Source organism: Amphritea sp. GJ51-11 (assembly GCF_055808735.1).
The window spans coordinates 3,087,315-3,108,171 of the sequence record NZ_CM147881.1 but is presented as its reverse complement, the minus strand read 5'-3'; the positions used below and the strand labels follow the sequence as shown (position 1 = coordinate 3,108,171).

Genomic DNA, 20,857 nt, shown 5'->3' with positions numbered 1-20,857 from the left:
TTTTTAATTAACCGCTGAAATAGCTATTATTCAGTATCGTTTTATTATGGCGTCCTTTTTATGAAAAGTGGTTATAAGTTAGGTATTCGAGGACGTTTTTTCTTAGCCTTTGGTGCCTTGAGTGCGCTGACCCTGTTGGCAACGATTATTAGTTGGATCTCCTTTGACCGTTTAGGGGATGAACTGAGCCGTTTGGTTGAAGGCAATATCCAGACCCTCAGTCTGATCTCTGATTTAAAGGAGGGCGGCACCAAAATAACCCTTATGGCGCCGACCCTGCTGGCGGTAGAGGATGAAGTGAGCCGTCAACAAATCTTGGCGGATCTTGATCTCAATATCACCATGATGAAGGGCTTGTTACCGTTGATTGCTGCGGTGACGCCCGACCCGCAACGGCAAGGCTCTTTGCTGAAACAGATAACAAAGCTGCAGATGACCCTGTCAGAACTCGATCAGAATGTTGTCAATAATCTCGCCATACAGCAGCACAAAGCAAAGGAAAATCAGCGTCTTCGATGGGCAGGTGCGAGTTTCCTAGCGGATATCAAAACGGTCACTGAAAATGCGCAGCTGCACCTGTTTAGTCGTATTAATGAGAATTATCCCGATGGCTGGGCGGTAACAAACTATTTTGGTAACGCGTCGGTGCGAGAGATCAATACTGATTTGCAACGTTTGTACCGTATTGAGGCGGACGTCAATTTGCTGACTAACTTAGTTGATCGCGCGGGACACCTGCCAGACCTTAATTCCCTGATCGCGACCCAGTTGCATTCCGCCGATATTGTTAAGCGCATCCAGCAAGATTTGCAGGCCGTGAATGAACTGTATGCGCTGCAAAACCTAAAACAGTCGGTGGACAATATTGTGCGGTTGGCTCAGGGAGAGGGGAATATTTTCACCATCAGGCGTGAAGAGCGACTGACGGGGCAGGCTGGTGAACAGTTGTTGCTAGCGATCAGTCAAGAACTGGATGATTTAAATCAGCTGATTGCGGTGCAGACCGCGAATACCGAAGCCGCGGCGCAGAGCTCGGCTAATAATGTGCGAGCAACGATCAAGAAAGGTCGCGTGTGGATGCTGCTGTTGGTGGCCATGAGCTTAATGTTATCTATTTTGATTGTTTGGTTATACGTTGGCCGAAATATGGTGGCCAGAATCACTAGCTTAGATGCCAGTATGCGTTCAATTGCGAGTGGTAATCTTGATCAGCAGGTGGTTGTTAAAGGGGGCGATGAGATTGGCACAATGGCGGGCTCGCTCGTTAGCTTTAGGGATCAGCTCTCTAATCTGCAAGAAGAGTTGGTTCAGGCGGGTAAATTAGCCGCCCTTGGTCAGCTCTCGGCGGGTATTGCCCATGAGATTAATCAGCCGTTATCTGCCATTGGGCATTACTCCCACAACGGCATTCGTTTTCTTCACGCCGGCAAGCTTGAGGAGGTCGAGAAAAACCTCAATCAGATCTCTAACCTAAAGAAACGTGCGGCGATCATTATTACCCGGCTGAAGTCATTAGCTCGACCACAAAAAGAGAATCTGGTGGCGGTTGAACTGCAACAGGTGGTGGATAATGTGTTGCTGATGTTGGCAGGGGATGAGGTCAGAAAGCTAACCGATATCCACGTTACCTTTGAAGCCCAGCAAAACTGGGTCAATGCCGACCCGATCCAGTTGGAGCAGGTGGTTTTGAACTTGGTTACGAACGCTTTGGATGCCATACATGAGCAACCGGAGAAGCAGATCAATATTGATTGTCGGCATCATAATGATTGGTTAACCATCCATGTCAGTGATAATGGCCCGGGTATTAGTCGTGAGCTGCGGGAGCAGATCTTTGAGCCGTTTTTTACCACCAAACGTCGGGGGCAGAGTCTTGGGCTCGGGTTATCGATCTCCTATAACATCATTAATAGTTTTGGTGGCAAGTTGAGCGTCGATCTTGAACCCCGTCAAGGTGCCTCATTTTCTATCCAGTTACCCGAATATCGGAGAAGTAAGTCATGACCTCATCGACCTATGATGGCCAGATAATCGTTATCGATGATGAAGAGATCGTCCGTGAATCGATGATTCAGACGCTGCAGCTAGAGGGCTATAACGCCCAAGCTTTCGAAAACCCTTTGGAGGCTATCGCTGAATGTTCGTTAGGCTGGTCCGGTGTGGTGATCTGCGATGTGCGGATGGGGAGCATGGGTGGGCTTGAGGTATTGCAGAGAATAATCGACGTGGATGCCGAAATACCGGTCATCATGTTTAGTGGCCATTCGGATATCGCTATTGCGATTCAGGCCATTAGAATGGGGGCTTATGATTTTCTGGAAAAGAATGACGACCCCCAACACCATCTGAATACTGTTCAGCGTGCTTGGAAGAAACGCCAGCTGGTGTTGGAAAACCGTGCTTTACGGCAAGTGGTTGAAGGCCAGCATGAAATTCATAATCGCTTAATTGGTCAGACCGCTAGTATCACGCGGCTGCGGGAAACCGTTATACAGCTGGCTCAGGTGGATGTTGACCTGATCATCAATGGTGCGACGGGTACCGGTAAGGAGGTGGTCGCCCGCTGTTTGCATGACTTCAGCCCGCGAGCCAATAAGCCATTTGTTGCGCTTAACTGCGGTGCGCTGGCGGAAACGCTGATAGAGAGTGAGTTGTTTGGCCATGAAGCCGGCGCTTTTACCGGGGCGAATAACAAACGTATTGGTAAAATCGAGTATGCCAGCGGTGGAACCCTGTTTCTCGATGAGATTGAAAGTATGCCGGCTTCGTTGCAGGTGCGTTTAATCCGGGTGCTGCAAGAGCGAGTGCTGCAACGATTGGGAGGGAATGCGGATATTAAGGTGGATATCCGGGTGCTCGGCGCCTCGAAGGTTGACCTACGGGTGGCGGCAGATGAAGGCTCTTTTCGAGAAGATCTGTATTACCGTTTAAATGTTGCCAGTATTGATATTCCCAGCCTCGATCAGCGCAAGCAGGACATTCCCTTTTTGTTCAGTCATTTTGCCGATCTGGCATCTCAACGTTTTAATCGCGATAGTCAGCCGATACCGGAATCCCTTCTGTTAGCGCTCGCTTCGCGGACTTGGCCGGGGAATGTGCGTGAACTGCGTAATGTGGCGGAACGCTGGGTCTTGGGTCTGGGGATTGTTGATGACAATGAACCGGCCCCTATCGACAGCGATGGTCAGTTGGATGAGATGGTTGCCTGCTATGAAAAGCAGGTAATTACGGCGGCATTAAAAGCCAACAAGGGGCAAGTGGAGCTAACTGCCGATAAACTGGGTATCCCACGGAAGAAGCTCTATCTACGTATGAAGAAACACGCTATCGAGCGAAGCGACTTTATCAGCGATTGAGTCAAAAGTGACTCATTGGCTTTAAATTAGTTGAGTCAAAAGTAACTCATTAGTGTTTGTTTGGCTTGTTTTAGGTTTATCTAACTAATTGTATTTTAACTATTTATTTTATTTTTATCTGTTTGGTATAGCTGTTGCTTTAGTCAGTGTTAGTTAATGGTCGTTAATGCCACTGCTATCGCAAGCTAACCTGTACTTGGAGAATAAAAATGAAATATGTAATTAAGCGAGCCGCTGTACTCTGTGCCTCTGTCGTGATGTTGGGTTCAGCCAGTATGGCCTCAGCCGCATCTCAATGGCATATGCCAACCCCCTATGGGGATGCAAACTTGCCGACAAAGATTGCCTATCAATTTGCTGAAGAGATCAAAAATAAGACCGGGGGTGAGTTAGATATTGTAGTGCATTCCGGTGCTTCGTTGATCAAACACCCAGAAATCCCACGCGCGGTCAAAACCGGTCAGGTACAGCTTGGCGAAGTCTTTATTGGCATCATGGGTAATACCCATCCGGTGTTTAAGCACGATAATATTCCGTTTCTGGCGACCTCTTTCGATAGCGCTGAAAAACTCTGGAAAGCGGCTAAGCCCGAAGTTGAAAAGCAACTGAACAAAGAGGGCATGATGCTGCTGTATACGGTGGCATGGCCTGCTCAGAGCCTCTATACCAAAGCCCCGGTCAACTCATTAGCCGACCTTGAAGGTTCAAAAATGCGCGCCTATAGCCCGTCGACCTCGCGCTTGGCTGATCTGATGAATACTTCACCGACTACCGTTCAGGTGCCGGAAATTCCACAAGCCTTCAGTACCGGCATTATCGACGCGATGATCACCTCACCGTCTACCGGCGTGAATGGTCAAGCATGGGATTATCTTAGCCACTACACCGATATTCGTGCTTGGATTCCAAAGAACATCGTGGTGGTAAATAAGCGTGCGTTTAAACGTCTCAATAAAGATACCCAAGCGGTCATTTTAGCTGCGGCGGCGAATGCCGAAGCGAAAGGCTGGGTCGGTGTGCGGGAGAAAGCGAAAGAAGACACGAAAACCCTAGCCGACAACGGTATTGTTGTGACTGAACCTTCTGCCGAGTTAATGAGCGAGTTGAATAAGATCGGTGCAACCATGATCGAGGAGTGGCAAGCCGAAGCGCCTGAAATCGAAACTATTTTGGCTAATTTCAAACAGTAATTTTGCGACCAACAAGCCCTGTCATACTGGCAGGGCTTCCAGGCAATAGGGGAGTACTATGCGTTCTCTACTGAACAAGCTTTATCTGGCATCCGGGTATCTATCGGGAGGCTGCATTGTCCTGATTACGCTGATTATCACCGCCCAAATTGTCGCTCGGTTATTTGGCTTTATTGTGCCGTCAGCCGAGGATTTTTCAGGCTATGCACTGGCTGCCGCTACCTTCTTTGGCTTGGCCTATACCTTCCGTGAAGGGGGGCATATCCGAGTGACGTTGGTGATTCAGAACTGGCGCAAAGGGAGCCGATATTATCAGGAACTGTTAGTGCTGCTATTGGCGCTGACGCTGGTGAGTTTTATGTCTTTCTATGCGGTTCATATGGTATGGGAATCCTACATTTTTGAAGAGGTGTCGTCCGGTTATGTATCGGTACCTATCTGGTTACCTCAGGTGCCTGTTGCGTTGGGGATCTTGATGTTGAATATCGCTATTGTGGATGATGTTATCGCCTTATTAAGGTGTCAAAACCCGTCCTACCAAGTACAGGAAAATGAACTGCAACTGGAGGATGTGTAATGGATATCACCGTGATAGGCATCACGCTTGCTGTGTTTATGTTGGTTATGCTGGCGTTGGGTTTTTGGGTCTCACTGGCGTTATTCGGGGTGGGCATCCTAGGGCTGTTTTTATCGGGCAATGATCAGATCGGCCTGTTATTTGCGACCTCTACTTGGGGCGCCAGTACCTCGTGGTCATTGACGGCACTACCGCTGTTTATTTGGATGGGCGAGATACTGTTTCGCACCCGACTGTCGGAGGATCTGTTCAAAGGTCTATCGCCTTGGTTAAGCGGTCTTCCTGGTAAGCTGCTACACGTTAATGTGCTCAGCTGTGGCATTTTTGCCGCGGTGTCTGGTTCATCGGCGGCGACAGCGGCGACCATCGGCCGCATGACGCTGCCGGAATTAAAGGCACAGGGCTATAGCGACCGTATGGCGGTCGGCACCTTGGCGGGGTCGGGCACCTTAGGGCTATTGATTCCTCCGTCGATAATTTTGATTGTTTACGGTGTGGCCGCGGAAGTTTCCATTGGTCGTTTGTTTATTGCCGGTGCGTTGCCGGGATTATTGTTGGTCACGCTATTTATGGGCTATACGGTAATTTGGGCGTTGCTGAATAAAAACGAACTGCCACCGCATGATAAAACCCATGTTTCACTGGCGGCAAAGATTAAAGCGCTGCGTTTACTGCTGCCTATTTTGTGTCTGATTGGCTTTGTACTGGGGTCAATATACGGTGGTTTTACCACCCCAACTGAAGCGGCGGCGTTAGGGGTTATTGGTGCACTCTTTTTAGCGGCTGTAACCGGTTCATTAAATGCACAAAGCTTTGGGGCGAGTTTGACTGGCGCGGTTAAGAGCTCCTGCATGATTGGGATGATTCTCGCCGGGGCGCACTTCCTCACATTGGCGATGGGTTTTCTCGGTATCCCTCGAGCTTTGGCCGAATGGATTGGGCATATGTCGTTGTCACCGGGCATGCTGTTGATCTATTTGACGGTGCTGTTTGTTGCTCTGGGTTGCTTTCTCGATGGTATCTCGGTGGTGGTGTTAACGGTGGCGGTGGTGTTGCCAATGGTTCAGCAGGCCGGTATTGATCTGCTTTGGTTTGGTATCTACATCGTGTTGGTGGTTGAAATGTCGCAAATCACCCCGCCGGTCGGTTTCAATCTGTTCGTTATTCAGGCATTAACCGGTAAGAATATTTTATATGTCGCTCGTGCGGCACTGCCGTTTTTTCTGCTGATCATGTTCGCGGTGGTATTGATCTATCTGTTCCCGCAGATCGTTACCTATTTGCCGATGTCTATGAGCCAGTGAAGCTTAGAGTCAATTAAACTTAGAGCCAGAGACGATTAACAATGCTGCGGCACTATGCTGCACCGTTGAGCTATAAAGCGGTTGTCCTCCACTATTTACATCAAGAGAGTGACAACCGGTTTTTTTATTGAGGAGGAGTCTGTGTGTTGTCAGTGGTTTATTCGCCGTGTTTCCATCTTATTAAGCCTGTTTGGCATACAAGGAGGTTTAATTGGCATGAAAGGGGGTTATTAAAAGTGCTTGTCAGCTATATTGTATTAGTATCTTCTGGGCAGCTCTCTGTCTGAACTTATATAAAATAATAAGAAGGTTTAAAAATGCCTGATCGCTCATCTGATAAATCAGTGTTGCTTACGCCGCTGAATGACTTAGTTATCGAAAAACTCCCAGCAGAGATGGCCAGTACAGCGGTCAATTTCGCTCATTACTACTACCAGACGTCGACCTATGACGAGCTCAAAGAACGCTCATTAGATAATCTCTATGGCTCAACCATGTCCTGTTGGCAGTTCCTGCAAAGCTTTGCAGGCAGCGAGCCGAAAGTGCGGGTGTATAACCCTGATCTTGAGCAGTTTGGTTGGTGGTCACAACATACTGTGATCGAGATTGTACAACGGGATATGCCATTTTTGGTTGACTCTATACGCATGGAGTTGAACCGTCGTGGGTTGGGCATTCACACCGTTCATAACGCGGTGCTTCACGTTGAGCGAGATGAGGGCAAATTGGTCAGCATTGTTGATGCTGATCATGAAGCGGCCCAGGCGGAATCGATTATCTATTTGGAAATTGACCGCACCAGCGATCCGGTTGAATTGAAAGCGATACTCACATCATTGTTGTTGGTACTCGAGAATGTCCGTATTGCGGTTGCTGATTACGACTTGATGCAGACACAGGCTCAGACTTTGCTTGATGAGTTATCCCAAGCATCGGCCCAGCCCGATGATGTCGAGGCTCAGGCATTTTTAAGTTGGATGCTCGATAATCATTTTACCTTTCTCGGTTACGATGAGCTGAGTGTCGAAGGTGAACGTGTGCGTCGTTGCGAAGGCAGCGAGTTAGGCACCTTAAAATTACATAAACATGCCGGCCAGGGGCATTCGAGCCTGCTGGATGATTTACGTGATGATGAGCGGGATTTTCTCTTAGAGCCTAGCCGGCTAATGTTTGCGAAAGATTATCATTATTCTTTAGTGCACCGACCGGCCTATATGGATCGAGTGGTCATTAAGCGTTTTGATGCGCAGGGGAATGTCATTGCTAAGTGCCGTTTCCATGGGTTGTATACTTCATCGGTGTATTCCGAACCGATGCTGATGATCCCGGTGATCCGCCGTAAAGCGGAAGCGGTGTTGAAACGTGCGGGTTTTGAGCGTCGTAGTCATAATGGCAAAGAGCTTCTGCAAATCATGAGTGATTTGCCCCGTGATGAGCTGTTTCTCTCCAGTGAGCAAGACCTGCTCGATACGGCGATGGGTATTTTCAGCTTACACGATCGCCGCAAAGTAAAACTGTTGGTGCGTAAAGACCGCTGTCATCAATTTATTACTTTTCTCTACTATGTCCCGCGAGATATTTTTTCCACGGCGTTGCGGCTGCAGGTTCAGGACCTGCTGGTAAAGGCTTGTCATGCGGATGAGGCTGAATTTACCACCACCTTCAGTGAGTCTATTCTGGCACGGGTGCAATATGTTCTGCGTATCGATCCAGAGACGGCTGACGCTCTTGATCTGTCTCAGTTGGAAGCGGATGTGATTAATATTTCCCGTGACTGGCGCGATGAACTGCATTCAGCACTGACGGGACTCTGTGGCGAAGAGCGGGGCAATCGACTGCATAACTATTATGGTCATGCCTTTACCAGCGCTTACCGAGAGCACTTCCCGGTTTTGAGTGCGGTATACGATATTCAACGTATCGAAGCCTTGAGTGATACTAACCCGGTGACCATGAGCTTTTACCGGGTGCTGGAGCAGAGCCAAGATGTTTTGCGTTTTAAATTGTTCCACGCAGATGAGCCGTTGGTACTGTCGGATGTGATCCCGGTGCTGGAAAATCTCGGCATGCGGGTGATCGGTGAGCATCCTTATGCGGTGAGCCGTAGTGATGGCAAGCAGTTCTGGATGCATGATTTCACCCTGATTAGTCAGGGGGCTGAACCGGTTGTGCTGGAAGAGGTGAAAGATGTTTTCCATGAGGCCTTCGCTAATATTTGGAGCGGTTGTGCCGAAAATGATGAGTTTAACCATCTGGTCATCGGCGCTAACCTGAATTGGCGAGAAGTGGCGATGCTGCGAGCTTATGCTCGTTATAATAAGCAGATTCGGTTCGGCTTCTCACAATCCTATATCGCCGGTACACTGGCACGACATATCCATGTGACTAAGTTGCTGGTGACTCTGTTTCGGGCGCGTTTTGATCCGAGCCGTTGGGGCAATCCTAAAGCTGAGGCGCTGGTGGAGCGTATTAGCAACAGTATTCTCGAAGCTCTAGAGAAGGTGGACAATCTCAATGAAGATCAGATCCTGCGACGCTTTCTTGAGTTAATCAAAGCCACCCTGCGTACGAGCTATTTTCAGCGTGATTCCGCCGGTGAGTTGAAGGACTACTTTGCCTTTAAACTCAACCCTCGGGCGATCGCTGGTATTCCTCAGCCTCGCCCCATGTTTGAAGTGTTCGTCTATTCGGCGCGGGTTGAAGGGGTGCATTTACGCGGCGGTAAAGTTGCCCGTGGCGGTCTACGTTGGTCGGATCGATTAGAAGATTATCGTACCGAGGTGCTGGGGCTGGTTAAAGCGCAGCAAGTGAAAAACTCGGTGATTGTGCCGGTCGGTGCGAAAGGCGGCTTTGTCGCGAAAAAGTTACCCACAACCGGTGGCCGTGAAGCTTTTCAGGCGGAAGGTATCGCCAGTTATCAGATCTTTATCTCGGCGTTGCTGGATATCACCGATAATTTGGTGGGCGGCGAAGTGGTTCCGCCCATTGAAGTGGTACGACATGATGAAGATGATCCCTATTTTGTAGTGGCGGCCGATAAAGGCACCGCGACTTTCTCTGATATTGCTAATGCTATCGCCGAAGAACGCGGTTTTTGGTTAGGCGATGCTTTTGCGTCCGGTGGCTCACAGGGCTATGACCATAAAGGTATGGGCATCACGGCACGGGGCGCATGGGAGTCGGTTAAATTGCACTTCCGTGAACTCGGCAAAGATATTCAATCGGAAGACTTTACGGTGGTTGCGATTGGCGATATGGCCGGAGATGTTTTCGGTAATGGGATGCTGCTGTCCGAGCATATTCAGCTCTGTGCGGCCTTTAACCATCTGCATATTTTCATCGATCCGACCCCGGATGCCGCCAGCAGCTTTATTGAGCGTAAGCGTCTATTTGAGCTGCCACGTTCTAGCTGGGAAGACTATAACAAAGAGCTAATCTCCGCCGGCGGTGGAATCTTCTCCCGTGGGGCTAAGTGGTTGGATATCAGCCCGCAGATGCAAGCCCGTTTTGATATTCAGGAGAGCCGCTTATCACCTAATGACCTGCTTACCGCGCTGTTGAAAGCACCGGTTGATCTGATTTGGAATGGTGGGATTGGCACCTATGTGAAAGCCTCCCATGAGAGTCATGCCGAGGTGGGTGATAAGGCCAATGATGGCCTGCGTATCAATGGCAATCAGCTGCGTTGTCGGGTGTTAGGCGAAGGCGGTAACCTTGGTTTTACTCAATTAGGTCGGATAGAGTTCTGTGCTAATGGCGGTAAATCCAATACCGACTTTATTGATAATGCCGGTGGTGTGGATTGTTCCGACCATGAGGTAAACATCAAGATACTGCTGAATGAGGTGGTTGCTAACGGTGATATGACCGTCAAGCAGCGTAACGCCTTGCTGCGTGAGATGACCGATGAAGTCGGTGATCTGGTGTTGCAGAATAACTATAAGCAGGCACAGGCGATCAGTATCGGCCATAGCCATGCGCGTCGTTCGATGGATGAATACATTCGTTTGATCCATCGTCTCGAGGCCTCGGGTAAGCTGGATCGAGAACTCGAGTTCATGCCTTCCGATGAGCTACTGCAGCACCGTAAACAAGCCCAAGAGGGATTAACCCGGCCAGAACTTTCGGTATTGATCTCCTATGTGAAAGCGGAGCTGAAAGAGGCGTTGAGCGAATCCTGGATTACCGAGGATAGCTACTTGAGTCGTGAGGCGGTCTCGGCCTTCCCGCAACGGCTGGTGAATGAGTTTGGCCTTGAGATCTCGCAGCACCGACTGCGTTCTGAAATTATCGCCACCCAAATTGCCAATGGCATGATCAATAGCATGGGGATCACCTTTGCGGATCGGCTCTGTCAAATTAGCGGTGCTGGTTTTGGTGATGTCGCGGCGGCCTTTGTGATCGCCCGAGATGTGTTTAATATCGATGCCCTGTGGCACCAGATTGAATCCTTGGATAACCAAGTGGATTCGGCGCTACAACAGCAGATGATGGCGGATGTTATTCGTTTAATACGGCGTGCCACCCAGTGGTTCCTGCGCTATCAACGGCCTTTGGATGTCACCGGTGCGGTGGATAAGTTTAGTGAGGGTGTCGCGACGCTGAGCGGTCAGCTATCGCAGTTGCTCAAAGGTGAACCGCTTAACCTCTGGCAGCACAAGCATGATCAACTCACGGGCGCAGGTGTGCCTGGCGATCTGGCGGCGATTGTTGCCGGTGCCGACAGCCTCTACGCGTTACTCAGTGTTATTCGGTCAGCCGAACAGACTGGTAAATCACCACAGCAGGTTGCACAGATTCACTTTGATCTGGGTGAGCGGCTGCAGTTGCAATGGTTTGATGAGCAAGTGAAAGAGCTTGCGGCGAGTAACCATTGGGAGTCGATGGCACGGGATGGCTTCCGTGAAGATCTGACCAGCCATCAGCAAGCGATTACAGTCAGTGTGTTGATGGCCGCCGATGGGACGGCATCCGACGCTGAGTTAGATGGTGATGCGCTAGTTGAACGTTGGCTGAGCAGTAATGATCGTCTGTTAGATCGGTGGCAGTCGCTGCTGAACGAAGTGCGAGGCAGTGCACAGCAGGATTTCGCGATTATTACCGTGGCAATCCGTGAACTGTTAGAGCTGGCTCAGGCGCAGTAATACTAAATGGGCAGGGGGCTACTGTTAGCCCTCTGCTACTATTAAGTATGAAATATGAGTAAAACTGAGTTAATACCCACAGGCTTGGCAACAAGCGAATAATATTAATAATAAACGTGCAGAATTATGAAAAATGCTAACGCGCTTTTAGCGATAAACACGCTGCAATACGCACTTAATATCAAACAGATGGCCGCCGATAGCTGGTGGGTTTATCGTCATGAAATTAGTGGTAACGGCACACTCAAACCGATGTCTCGGGTGGTCTTCTTTGGTCGCACCCGAAATGATGTTGAGCGCTGGGTCGATACCCAACGACAAGAAGCAACGGTGTATATGTTGTCTGACAACTAGCCTGTCGTTGCCGATATTTTTGCCGATCAACCTCGGTTGCCTGAGGGGCCATCGGTACAGGAGCACCAGGAGGGCGGGGTCTGTTTTAAGGCCCGGTCTTCCGCCATCTAAGGTCGGTCACTGAAGGCCGTCGGTTAGCGTTTGCTATGCGATTGAGAATATCGTCTGACGCTTTTGGCGTACTTAATCTTCGGCCTACTCAATCGTTGACGCACTAAAGCAACGTTACTTGGCAGTTAATGGTACCGCGCTCATCTGGCTCGCTTAAGCGTCCCTGCAGTTGCTGACACAAGCGTTGCAGGTGGTTTTGCAAACATTGTGACCAGTGGCTCGATGGAAACACGGGCTGACCATCGTTTAAGCTGACGCTGATGAGTAGTTGCCCTTGCTGCGCGGCTGGTTGCAGGCTGAGTTTCAGGTCGGCACCGTTGGCTTGCAGAATCGCCAGTTCAATCGCGCTAATGAGTATCTGCCTTATAAGGATAGAATCACAGTGAATCTCTGCGGCTAGCGCGGTATCGAGTTTGTAATCTAATAGCCAGCCATCTTGGCGACTCTGGGGTAAAAAAGTATGCAGTATCTCATCCATCAACGGTGCTAAGGCTACTGTGTCGGCTTGAGTGACTGATGTGCCGGGGTTGAGCATGGTGATGCTATTATCCAGCCGCTGATGATGGGCATGCAGGCCCACGGCTAAATCATTAGCCACCGGGTTGAGATCCATCTGCTGTAATCGTTGGCTCTGTTTGAGTAGTGGCCGCACCTGTTGATTTAACTGTTGTGATATTGTTGCAAGACGTTGCTCATCGGGGGCGCTAGAAAGATTGTCTTGGGTGGCTTGAGTGCGGGCATTCTTGATATCACGAAACGATCTCAGCGCCACAACCACTGAGGTCAACAGACGGGAGGCTGACAGCTCTGCTTTGCTTAAATAATCGTTGATATCATAATTGACGATGACCTGTGATTCGGGGGCATAACCGGGGTGTCCGGTCCGTAGGATGACCCGGATATCCTGATTATTGAGCTGGTTGCGGATATATTCGACCAGTTGTAATCCTTCGTCATCGTTCTCCATCACAACATCGAGTAGTGCTAGGGCAATATCCGGGTGCGCGGCTAATTGTGTGCGCGCTTCGTAACCACTCTTGGCGCTGATCAATTCAATTGGCCGCTGCTCAAATTCATACCCGCGGAAAATCATGCGGGTAATACCGTGAATACCTTCTTCGTCGTCAACGACCAATACTTTCCATGGAGTCATAAATTACTACATATTAGTGCTTTGCGTGAACGGCTATTTTGCCAGTAAAGGTGAGTAATGTGCTAGAAAAAGCAGCCAGTTTCCGCTAAACAGACGGTTAAGTTTAGCTCGCTTCTATTTGAGCGCGTCATTGTATATCACTCTTTCGGCTTTTCTCGCGGCAGTATTGTGACAGTGGCTGCTTTTGAGCCTGCCCAAAAGTCACCATAACGGTTATAGCGCAGCGTGGGTTAATAGCTAATGCTATGTCATACTATATCTACCTATTCTGGCGAGTCGTACTTAACAACGAGGTCGCTGATTAAGTACCAGCTAATCAACTTAATCAATTGTTATGCCAATGGAAGCTCCAATGAGTGAACCGCGCAGCTTAATGAATTCACCCGATGAAGACTATCAACTGACTCATTCGTTGCCTTCTCGCTCGGTGATACCGCTGATTCTATCTCTGTTTGGTATCAGCCTCGTATCGATTATCGGCTTGGTGATTATGACCTTCGTTAGTATGGAAGGGCTGACGGAGGATAACTTTAAACTGCGCGTCAAAACAGCCTTTGATATCGAAGCGATGCGTCAGCAAACGGTGTTGCAAGAATATTCTTTTTGGGACGAAGCGCATCAAAAGCTGATCGTTGAACGTGATGAGGATTGGGCGGAGGATCATATAGGCGAATACCTACAGGATAATTACGGAATCGACCTCGTCTGGGTGTTCACCGCCGATATGAAAACCGTCTTGACCTTTAAGGATGGCGAGCGGGTGACGATCAGCGCTTCTGAACTGCAACATAGCGATTTGCAAACCCTGGTACAGGCTGCGATTGATAACGATATGCCACATATTACGAGTGGTTATCGCGAGTTTTTTGGCTCACCCTATCTCGTTAGTATTGGTATGTTTCTGGATGAGTCTGACGATCAAAAAAGAGGTGATGATGCTTTTATGTTGTTCGCAGATCGCCTTGATAGGGAAAATATTCAGAATGTCGGCGATGTCTATCTGTTGCCTGGTTTACGTCTATCCACGAAACCCAGTAGTGAGAATGCTGGCTCTCTTGAGGTGTCTTTATATAACTCAAAAGGGAGGGCGCTAGCGAGTTTAAACTGGGATGAGGCCTCTCCCAGCGAGAAGTATTTTGTTCAATTGCTACTCCCGGTCGTACTGATTTTTATCGTGATGTCTTGGCTCACATGGCGGTTGCTTGCGCGTGAATATGCCAATCGTCAACTTTATTCATCCCATTTGATTGAGTTAGCGACGAAAGACTTTTTAACCAATATTAGTAATCGGCGGGAGTTTTATCTTCGGGCTAACCATGAGATCAATCGTAGTCACCGTGAGCAGGCACCTTTAGCACTACTCATGATGGATCTTGACCACTTTAAGAAAATCAATGACTCCTTAGGGCACAGCGCCGGTGATGATGTGCTCGCAGAGTTTGCCGGGCTAGTGCAGGAGAATATCAGAGAGTTTGATATCTTCGGGCGTGTTGGTGGGGAGGAGTTTGCCGTGCTGCTGGTGGCTGCTGATCTGGCACAAGCAGAGGAAACGGCGGAGCGAATTCGGCGCGTTATCAGTAAGCATGCATTCCCCAGTTTGTTGGGCAGCTTCCTTCAATGTACCGTGAGCATCGGTGTTGCTGTTTGGGATGGCGAAGAAGCACTGGATCGTTTGATGGTTCGCAGTGATGAAGCGCTTTACGCCGCCAAGGATCAGGGGCGCAATCGAGTCAGTGTTGCTTGAATTAAACCGTATGGTGATGCAAGGCTGATTCAAAGGCTTAGTGCTGAAGCTGATTTAACTGTTCAACTTTTGCCTGAGCGCCCCATTGTGCATAAATATCCCGGCTTTTATCGCGACAGAACTGTGCCAATCGCTGCTGTTGTTGCGTCTGTAAAAACGCCCCGTAGCGCTCATAGCACAGCGCTGAATGATAATTCACGCCGTGCTGTTCTGCACAGGTGATCGCCTGCTCAAATAATGGATAAGGGTCTTGATCTAGCAGGCGGGCTTTTTCGGCTTGTAGTAATAAGCGTTGGGTATTGAAATTTTCGGGACAGTGGGTGGCCCACAGCTCGAAGCGAGACTCGATCTGCTCAACTTCAATCCGTCGGCGGGGCAGCAGTGCTTGTTGTTGCTGGGCCAGCATTAGTCGCATCATCGCGGTGCAAAATAGGGCTTCACTGACACAGAAATAACCGGGCAGATCATTTTCCAGTCGAGCTTCCCAAGCGTATAAATCAGGCCATAGGTGCTGTTGATTGAGCAAGAAGGCGGCCATAATCGAGCTGAAGCCTTGCCACCCGTGTTGATAGTCGAGCTGTTGCGGCAGTGGCTTTTGACCACTGAGTTGCTCCATTAGCAGTAATGATGACGCCTGTAAGCGGGCCGCTTGATGGGACTGCTGCTGTGTTAGCATCTGTTGATAATGCTGACGACAGAGGCTTAGCTGCTCAGTTAAAGAGCGGCTGGTTAGAATCGATAGTTGATGTTGTAGTAGCCGAGATTCACTCTGCACCAGCCAATGGCCGTGTTTTTCGGCTAAGGAATCGATCTGTTGCAGCGGCTCCTTGGTCTGACGAAGGGGGTAAACCAGTGCTGTACCTGACTGGATTGTATGAGCGCCGCATGGGTGGCGATATCGGTGTCGGGCTCGGTGTTCGAAGGTAAGGCTGTGGTGGCGATTAAACCACCAAACTCATGCGCCAGTTGCATCCCTTGCACCGAGAACATCTGCGCCAGTCGAACATCGGCGCAGAACCAACTGGCCACCCAGGCGTAACTAACAAAGGCAAATGCCGTCAGGTGGCTACGACCCTGTTGCAAGCTTAGTGCGGTCATCAGGCCAATGGCGCAGGCGGCCAACAAAGGCTGGCCCTGTCGACGGGCGATGAGGCTGATTTTTTCTAGCAATTGTAGCTGCAGTTGATCTGTTTCGTCGGTTAGCGGTGTTAGTGGCGGTATGAGTCGCTCACCTATTAATTCGCTGATCGCTTGGTGTTGTGATAATAGCAGTAACAGCTGTTCATTTTCGTTGTCGGGTAGAGGTGTGTCAGTCAGTTGCTTGAGGCTTTCCTGCAGATGGTTTAACGCCTGTGCATACTGATCACGGTGCAGACAGATCTCGGCGCTCATCAAGGCTGATTTGATCCGCGCCACCGGTTGAACTTTATCATTCGGCAGTTGTTGCAGGCATTGATTTGCAAGCACGACTTCGCCGGCCAATAGGTGCAGTTTGGCCCGTTGTAGCAGTAGTTGGTGCTTCTTCTTGTATTGATCCCCACGGAGTAGGCGATAGGCGTTAGACAGATAACGGCTGGCGCTGCCAAACTGCTGTTCATACTGGGCGAGGGTGGCGGCGCGGATATTGAGTCGGCGCAGTTGTTTTTTCTGCTTGGGGTTCGTCTGCTGATATGCCCGGTTGAGATGCAGTAATGCGGGTGTAATCTGCTCTAGGGTAAAGTCAGCGGGGATACGCGCCAATAGTGTGCTGCCGCACTGGTGGTGCAGTTGGCATTTTTCTGCTTCATTGAGCCGCTGATAGATGGCGCTGCGAATCTCTGGGTGGCTAAAGCGACAGGGGCTCTGCCCATCCGGCGAACCTAGATCGCGGTGTGGATGCGGACGGTCAGCGGTGCTGGCGGAGCCTAAATCAATTAAACCGAGTTGTTCCGCAGGCCATAGATGGATCGCTAACCGCGCCACCTGATGCTGGGTCATCTGTTCTAGCTCGGTGAGGTTAAACTGTTCGCCGAGCAGTGCCGCCCATTCCAGTAGTTCCAGCGTAAAGCGGCTGAGTTGGTCGATCCGCTGCTCAATGCGTTTACTTCGCAGCCGATGGTTACTCTCTTCAAGCCATTTGGTTTGGCTATTAGCCGAGGTTGTTAGTGAGGAGGTTTCGATGACCGCCAAGGGTTTAATCTGCTGCCGGTAATGACTAGGGGCGACGCCCATCCAACGTTTAAAGGCTTTCTGAAAGGCCGATTGATTGGAAAAACCTAATTGAAAGGTGATCTCCCCAAAACTTAAACGGCCCTGCTGAATTAGCTGTAGACAGACTTCACGGCGAGTTTGATCATAAATATCTTGAAAGTTTGTGCCCAACTGCCCGAGTTTTCGCTGCAGCGTGCGTAAGCTGAGGCCGACCGCCTCGGCGATCTGTTCGCGCCTGACACAGCCTTGCCCCTCCGCCAGTTGGCGGCGGATCAGGTTGCGGGTCTGCGCGGTCAGGGCACTTTGCTGGGCTGATTTACTCAAGAGTGAATCGGCGAACTCCCGGTGTAACTGGTGCATTTCGGGGTTGGCGTCTAGGCAACCTAAGGCGAGGTAATCACTGGCAAATAAGAGCTGGTTACGGGGGGCATCAAAACGCACCTCGGCCGCAAAAAACTGTTGATAGGGCAGTGGGTTTTCCGGTTCGGGGAAGGCCAGTTGCACCAGTCTTACCGGGACCTGATGACCGGTTAAGCGACGCGGCCAATTGATCATGCAAGCCAGTAGATATTCAACCGGTGGCAGTTCTGGGTCATTCAGTTCGAGGGAGAGCAGGGTGCCATCAACGGTTTGTTCCATCTGAATCAGTGCGCCCTCAAGCAGCACCGGAAGGTAGTCGGTTAGGGCTTGGTAAGCTTTGCCCAAGGTTTCAGCGGATGACATGAGAAAGCCAATGGAGCCGAGCATTCGCGGTTGGGTCGCTTCGCCTAAATTTAGGGCGATACGAGGGTTATCGGTCGCCTGTGCGAGGGCCTGTAATATTTGGCCATAGGTTGAGGTTGGAAAGCGCGCATCTGGCTTGGCTAATTCCGCCGATGTGAGTGCGGCGATATCGAGTATCTGTGCTTGATCCAGCCTAAAATGTTGGATGAGCTGCAGTACGGGTTCTAAAAGTTTAGCAGAGGCAGTGGTTACGGACATTCGCGTAGATCTGGCATGGCTGGACGTATTTTGACGGTACTGTTAGGCGATAAGATTAACATAGCCTGTTTTTAAAGTATGTCCCTGCGTGCCGGTTAACAGCGGCCTTAACGGTAGCGGCTAATAATGGCGTCAATTTCGCCGGATGCCCGTAGTTGTCGAATAGAGTGGTTGATCAGATCAATATCCTTCTGTGGCACGGTTTTTTTACTGAACATTAAGTGTATCTCATCAATACTGGCGTTCCAATCTAAAGTCGTTATCTGCGCTTGCAAGCCGAACTCTTTGATCAGTTCTTTACCGTTATACAGATCATTGAGGACAATATTGGTGCGCTGACTATGCAACATCTTGAAGAGTTGTTCATATTTACTCAGCTGTTGGACGGGCAGGGCGTCTTTTATTTGATCCCACGCTTCACCATAAAATGCGCCATGTATCACTGCTGCACGGGGTTTTAAGCTGGCCAGTTGGGTAAAATTTTCTGCCGCGTTCCAGATAGAATATTCATCTTTACGAACAAAAATAGCCGTGGTTTCCGAGCGATAAGGTTCAGAAAAATAGGCCCATGGGCGCCGGTCAGCGGTTTTTGATGCGCCAATGGCGAGATCAAGCTCACCGGATTGAATATAGCGTTTAGTGCGCTCCCAAGGAATTTTTTTAAGTTGATAGGCACAACCGGCGTTATCCATGATCGCTTTTAGTAGCTCAATATCGATGCCGGTTACCTGTCGGTCTTTTAGCATTTGATAGGGCTTCCATTCCAACCAGGCAACGGAGAAGGTTGTTTGGCAAGCGGCATGAACAGTAAGGGGGCTAAGCAAAATAAGCAGTAGCGCCCGGGTGAGCATCTTTATAATAACAGAGGGATAGTTCACAGAGATGCCTAAATAGAGTCGAGTGGCCGCTTAGGCTTGGGAGAGCATGAGCGTGTTTCGATCTGATTATAGGGAGGAGGGGCCTTGCCTAGCAACCGTCTTTTTTCGGCGCAACGGGTTCTGTTTGTGACTAATCGTAAAAGCCCGTGCTGTTACCAGCACGGGCTTTAGTTTACATCCGATATGAGTCAGAGATGAAAAGGGTTATACCGTTTCAGCTTTTTTCTTCGGCGCTTTTTTAGCCGCGGCCATTTTCTTCTCGTAACGTTTTTCCCAGAAAGTGGCGTTTTTAATACCGAGTTTCAGCGGATTAAAGGTGTAGTGCTCGACGCCTGCTTTATGTTGCGCTTCATAGTCATTCAGTGCTTTTAGCGCAGGTTTAGACATAAAGAAGATGATCAGGATGCCGGCGATGTTCAGCCAGGCCATCAGGCCAACACCGATATCACCGAGTCCCCATGCTAGGTTGGCTGTTTTAACCGCACCATAGAAGGTTGCAGCCATCAGTACTAGCTTCAGTGCACCAACCATACCTGGGATTTTAATTGTCCGCTGGATATAGGCGATGTTGGTTTCGGCGATGTAGTAGTAAGCCAAAATAGTGGTAAAAGAGAAGAAGAACAGGGCAAAGGCAATAAATGGATTCCCCAAGCCAGGCAGCACGCTTTCGATCGCTTTCTGTGTGTACAGTGGGCCGTTGGCAGCGATATCCGCTCCGAGGTTCTGTACCAAGAAGGTATCCCCTGCACCGTGTACGTTGTATGCACCGGTAATCAGGATCATGAACGCGGTGGCAGAACAGACAAACAGTGTGTCGATGTAAACTGAGAACGCTTGAACCAGACCCTGTTGTGCCGGGTGTTCTACGGCAGCGGCAGCGGCTGCATGTGGCCCAGTACCTTGACCGGCTTCGTTGGAGTAAACACCACGTTTAACACCCCAGCCAATGGCTGCGCCCATACCGGCCATGGGTGTAAAGGCATCTTGGAAGATCATGCCGATAATGCCTGGCAGCATATCGATGTTCAGTAAAACGATAACGCCAGCGATGATGATGTAAGCCAGTGCCATGAAAGGTACAACAATCTGAGTGAAGCTGGCAATACGTTTAACCCCACCAAAGATGATGAAGCCAAGGATCAGCACAACAATGGTACCGGTGAGGATCTTCGCAAAGCTCAGGGTGCCCATCGCGGTGTCGATCATTGCGCCCGAACCAAAGGTCGCTTCAACCGCGTTGCCGATACTGTTGGACTGAACGCCCGGTAGGAATACACCACAAGCCATGATGGTAGCGATGGCAAAAATCCATGCAAACCATTTTTGTCCCATCGCTTTTTCAAAGTAGAACGCGGGGCCACCACGGTATTGGCCTTCGTGCTCTTCTTTGTAGATCTGAGCCAGTGTTGATTCAGTGTAAGCGGTTGCCGCGCCGAGGAAGGCAACGACCCACATCCAGAAAACTGCACCCGGGCCACCAAAACCGATGGCGGCTGCCACACCCGCAATGTTACCGGTACCGACACGACCTGAAAGTGATACGGCCAGAGCTTGGAAAGATGAAATACCTTTTTCAGAGGCTTTGCCTGAAAACAGTAGTACCCACATTTCACGGAACATACGAACCTGCACAAAGCGTGTCAGGATGGAGTAGAAAAGACCTGCGCCAAGGCACAGATAGATCAGAGCGGGACTCCAGATAATGCCGTTTGTGAAGTCGACAAATGCTTGCATGTGTAAATATCTCCGAAAGCAGCGTGCTGTGCACGAAATTAGAATTATTGTCTTGCTGTTTTATCCACGGGTTAAGGTGGATGGCTTTTAGCGGCGTTTGGCGCGAAATAGGTTGCGCACGAATAGCTTGCTAAAACTGCC

Annotated in this window: 13 protein-coding genes; 8 read left to right on the top strand and 5 right to left on the bottom strand. The window is 49.8% G+C overall.

The window, feature by feature from the left end; all coding sequences use genetic code 11:
• Window positions 1-60 precede the first annotated feature (60 nt).
• The 7 genes from AC0L4K_RS13850 to AC0L4K_RS13820 all read left to right on the top strand — a co-directional run bounded on the left by AC0L4K_RS13850 (window position 61) and on the right by AC0L4K_RS13820 (window position 11,925).
• Window positions 61-2,004: an ATP-binding protein gene (locus tag AC0L4K_RS13850; protein ID WP_417226295.1), complete on the top strand. Its 1,944-nt coding sequence runs from the start codon at window positions 61-63 to the stop codon at window positions 2,002-2,004.
• Window positions 2,001-3,356, top strand: a complete 1,356-nt coding sequence (locus AC0L4K_RS13845) for a sigma-54-dependent transcriptional regulator (protein WP_417226293.1) — start codon at window positions 2,001-2,003, stop codon at window positions 3,354-3,356. Before AC0L4K_RS13850 ends, AC0L4K_RS13845 begins: the two co-directional genes overlap by 4 nt.
• Before the next feature lie 209 nt (window positions 3,357-3,565).
• On the top strand, window positions 3,566-4,546 hold the full coding sequence (locus tag AC0L4K_RS13840; RefSeq protein WP_417226291.1) for a TRAP transporter substrate-binding protein: 981 nt from the start codon (window positions 3,566-3,568) through the stop codon (window positions 4,544-4,546).
• 58 nt (window positions 4,547-4,604) lie between these two features.
• Window positions 4,605-5,123 (top strand): TRAP transporter small permease, encoded by a 519-nt coding sequence (locus AC0L4K_RS13835; RefSeq protein ID WP_417226289.1) that lies wholly within the window; start codon window positions 4,605-4,607, stop codon window positions 5,121-5,123.
• Window positions 5,123-6,427: a TRAP transporter large permease gene (locus tag AC0L4K_RS13830; protein ID WP_417226287.1), complete on the top strand. Its 1,305-nt coding sequence runs from the start codon at window positions 5,123-5,125 to the stop codon at window positions 6,425-6,427. Before AC0L4K_RS13835 ends, AC0L4K_RS13830 begins: the two co-directional genes overlap by 1 nt.
• A 317-nt stretch (window positions 6,428-6,744) precedes the next feature.
• Entirely contained in the window at window positions 6,745-11,571 is a 4,827-nt protein-coding gene (locus AC0L4K_RS13825) for an NAD-glutamate dehydrogenase (protein ID WP_473266731.1), read from the top strand.
• Window positions 11,572-11,697: 126 nt separating this feature from the next.
• On the top strand, window positions 11,698-11,925 hold the full coding sequence (locus AC0L4K_RS13820) for a hypothetical protein (RefSeq protein WP_473266730.1): 228 nt from the start codon (window positions 11,698-11,700) through the stop codon (window positions 11,923-11,925).
• 214 nt (window positions 11,926-12,139) lie between these two features.
• On the opposite strand, the gene AC0L4K_RS13815 is transcribed toward AC0L4K_RS13820, so the two are convergent.
• Complete coding sequence (locus tag AC0L4K_RS13815) at window positions 12,140-13,189, bottom strand: ATP-binding response regulator (RefSeq protein ID WP_473266728.1); 1,050 nt, start codon at window positions 13,187-13,189, stop codon at window positions 12,140-12,142.
• 352 nt (window positions 13,190-13,541) lie between these two features.
• Between AC0L4K_RS13815 and AC0L4K_RS13810 the strand changes: the two genes are divergently transcribed.
• Complete coding sequence (locus AC0L4K_RS13810) at window positions 13,542-14,933, top strand: sensor domain-containing diguanylate cyclase (RefSeq protein ID WP_473266726.1); 1,392 nt, start codon at window positions 13,542-13,544, stop codon at window positions 14,931-14,933.
• Between the two features lie 37 nt (window positions 14,934-14,970).
• On the opposite strand, the gene AC0L4K_RS13805 is transcribed toward AC0L4K_RS13810, so the two are convergent.
• The 4 genes from AC0L4K_RS13805 to AC0L4K_RS13790 form a co-directional block, all read right to left on the bottom strand.
• Window positions 14,971-15,708, bottom strand: coding sequence for a hypothetical protein (locus AC0L4K_RS13805; RefSeq protein WP_473266724.1), 738 nt, complete (start codon window positions 15,706-15,708; stop codon window positions 14,971-14,973).
• Window positions 15,709-15,731: 23 nt separating this feature from the next.
• Window positions 15,732-18,104 (bottom strand): AraC family transcriptional regulator, encoded by a 2,373-nt coding sequence (locus tag AC0L4K_RS13800; RefSeq protein ID WP_473266723.1) that lies wholly within the window; start codon window positions 18,102-18,104, stop codon window positions 15,732-15,734.
• Window positions 18,105-18,211: 107 nt separating this feature from the next.
• Entirely contained in the window at window positions 18,212-18,982 is a 771-nt protein-coding gene (locus tag AC0L4K_RS13795) for a substrate-binding periplasmic protein (protein WP_473266721.1), read from the bottom strand.
• Between the two features lie 204 nt (window positions 18,983-19,186).
• A complete protein-coding gene (locus tag AC0L4K_RS13790; RefSeq protein WP_473266719.1) occupies window positions 19,187-20,716 on the bottom strand; it encodes an alanine/glycine:cation symporter family protein in 1,530 nt (509 codons plus the stop codon).
• Window positions 20,717-20,857: the final 141 nt, after the last annotated feature.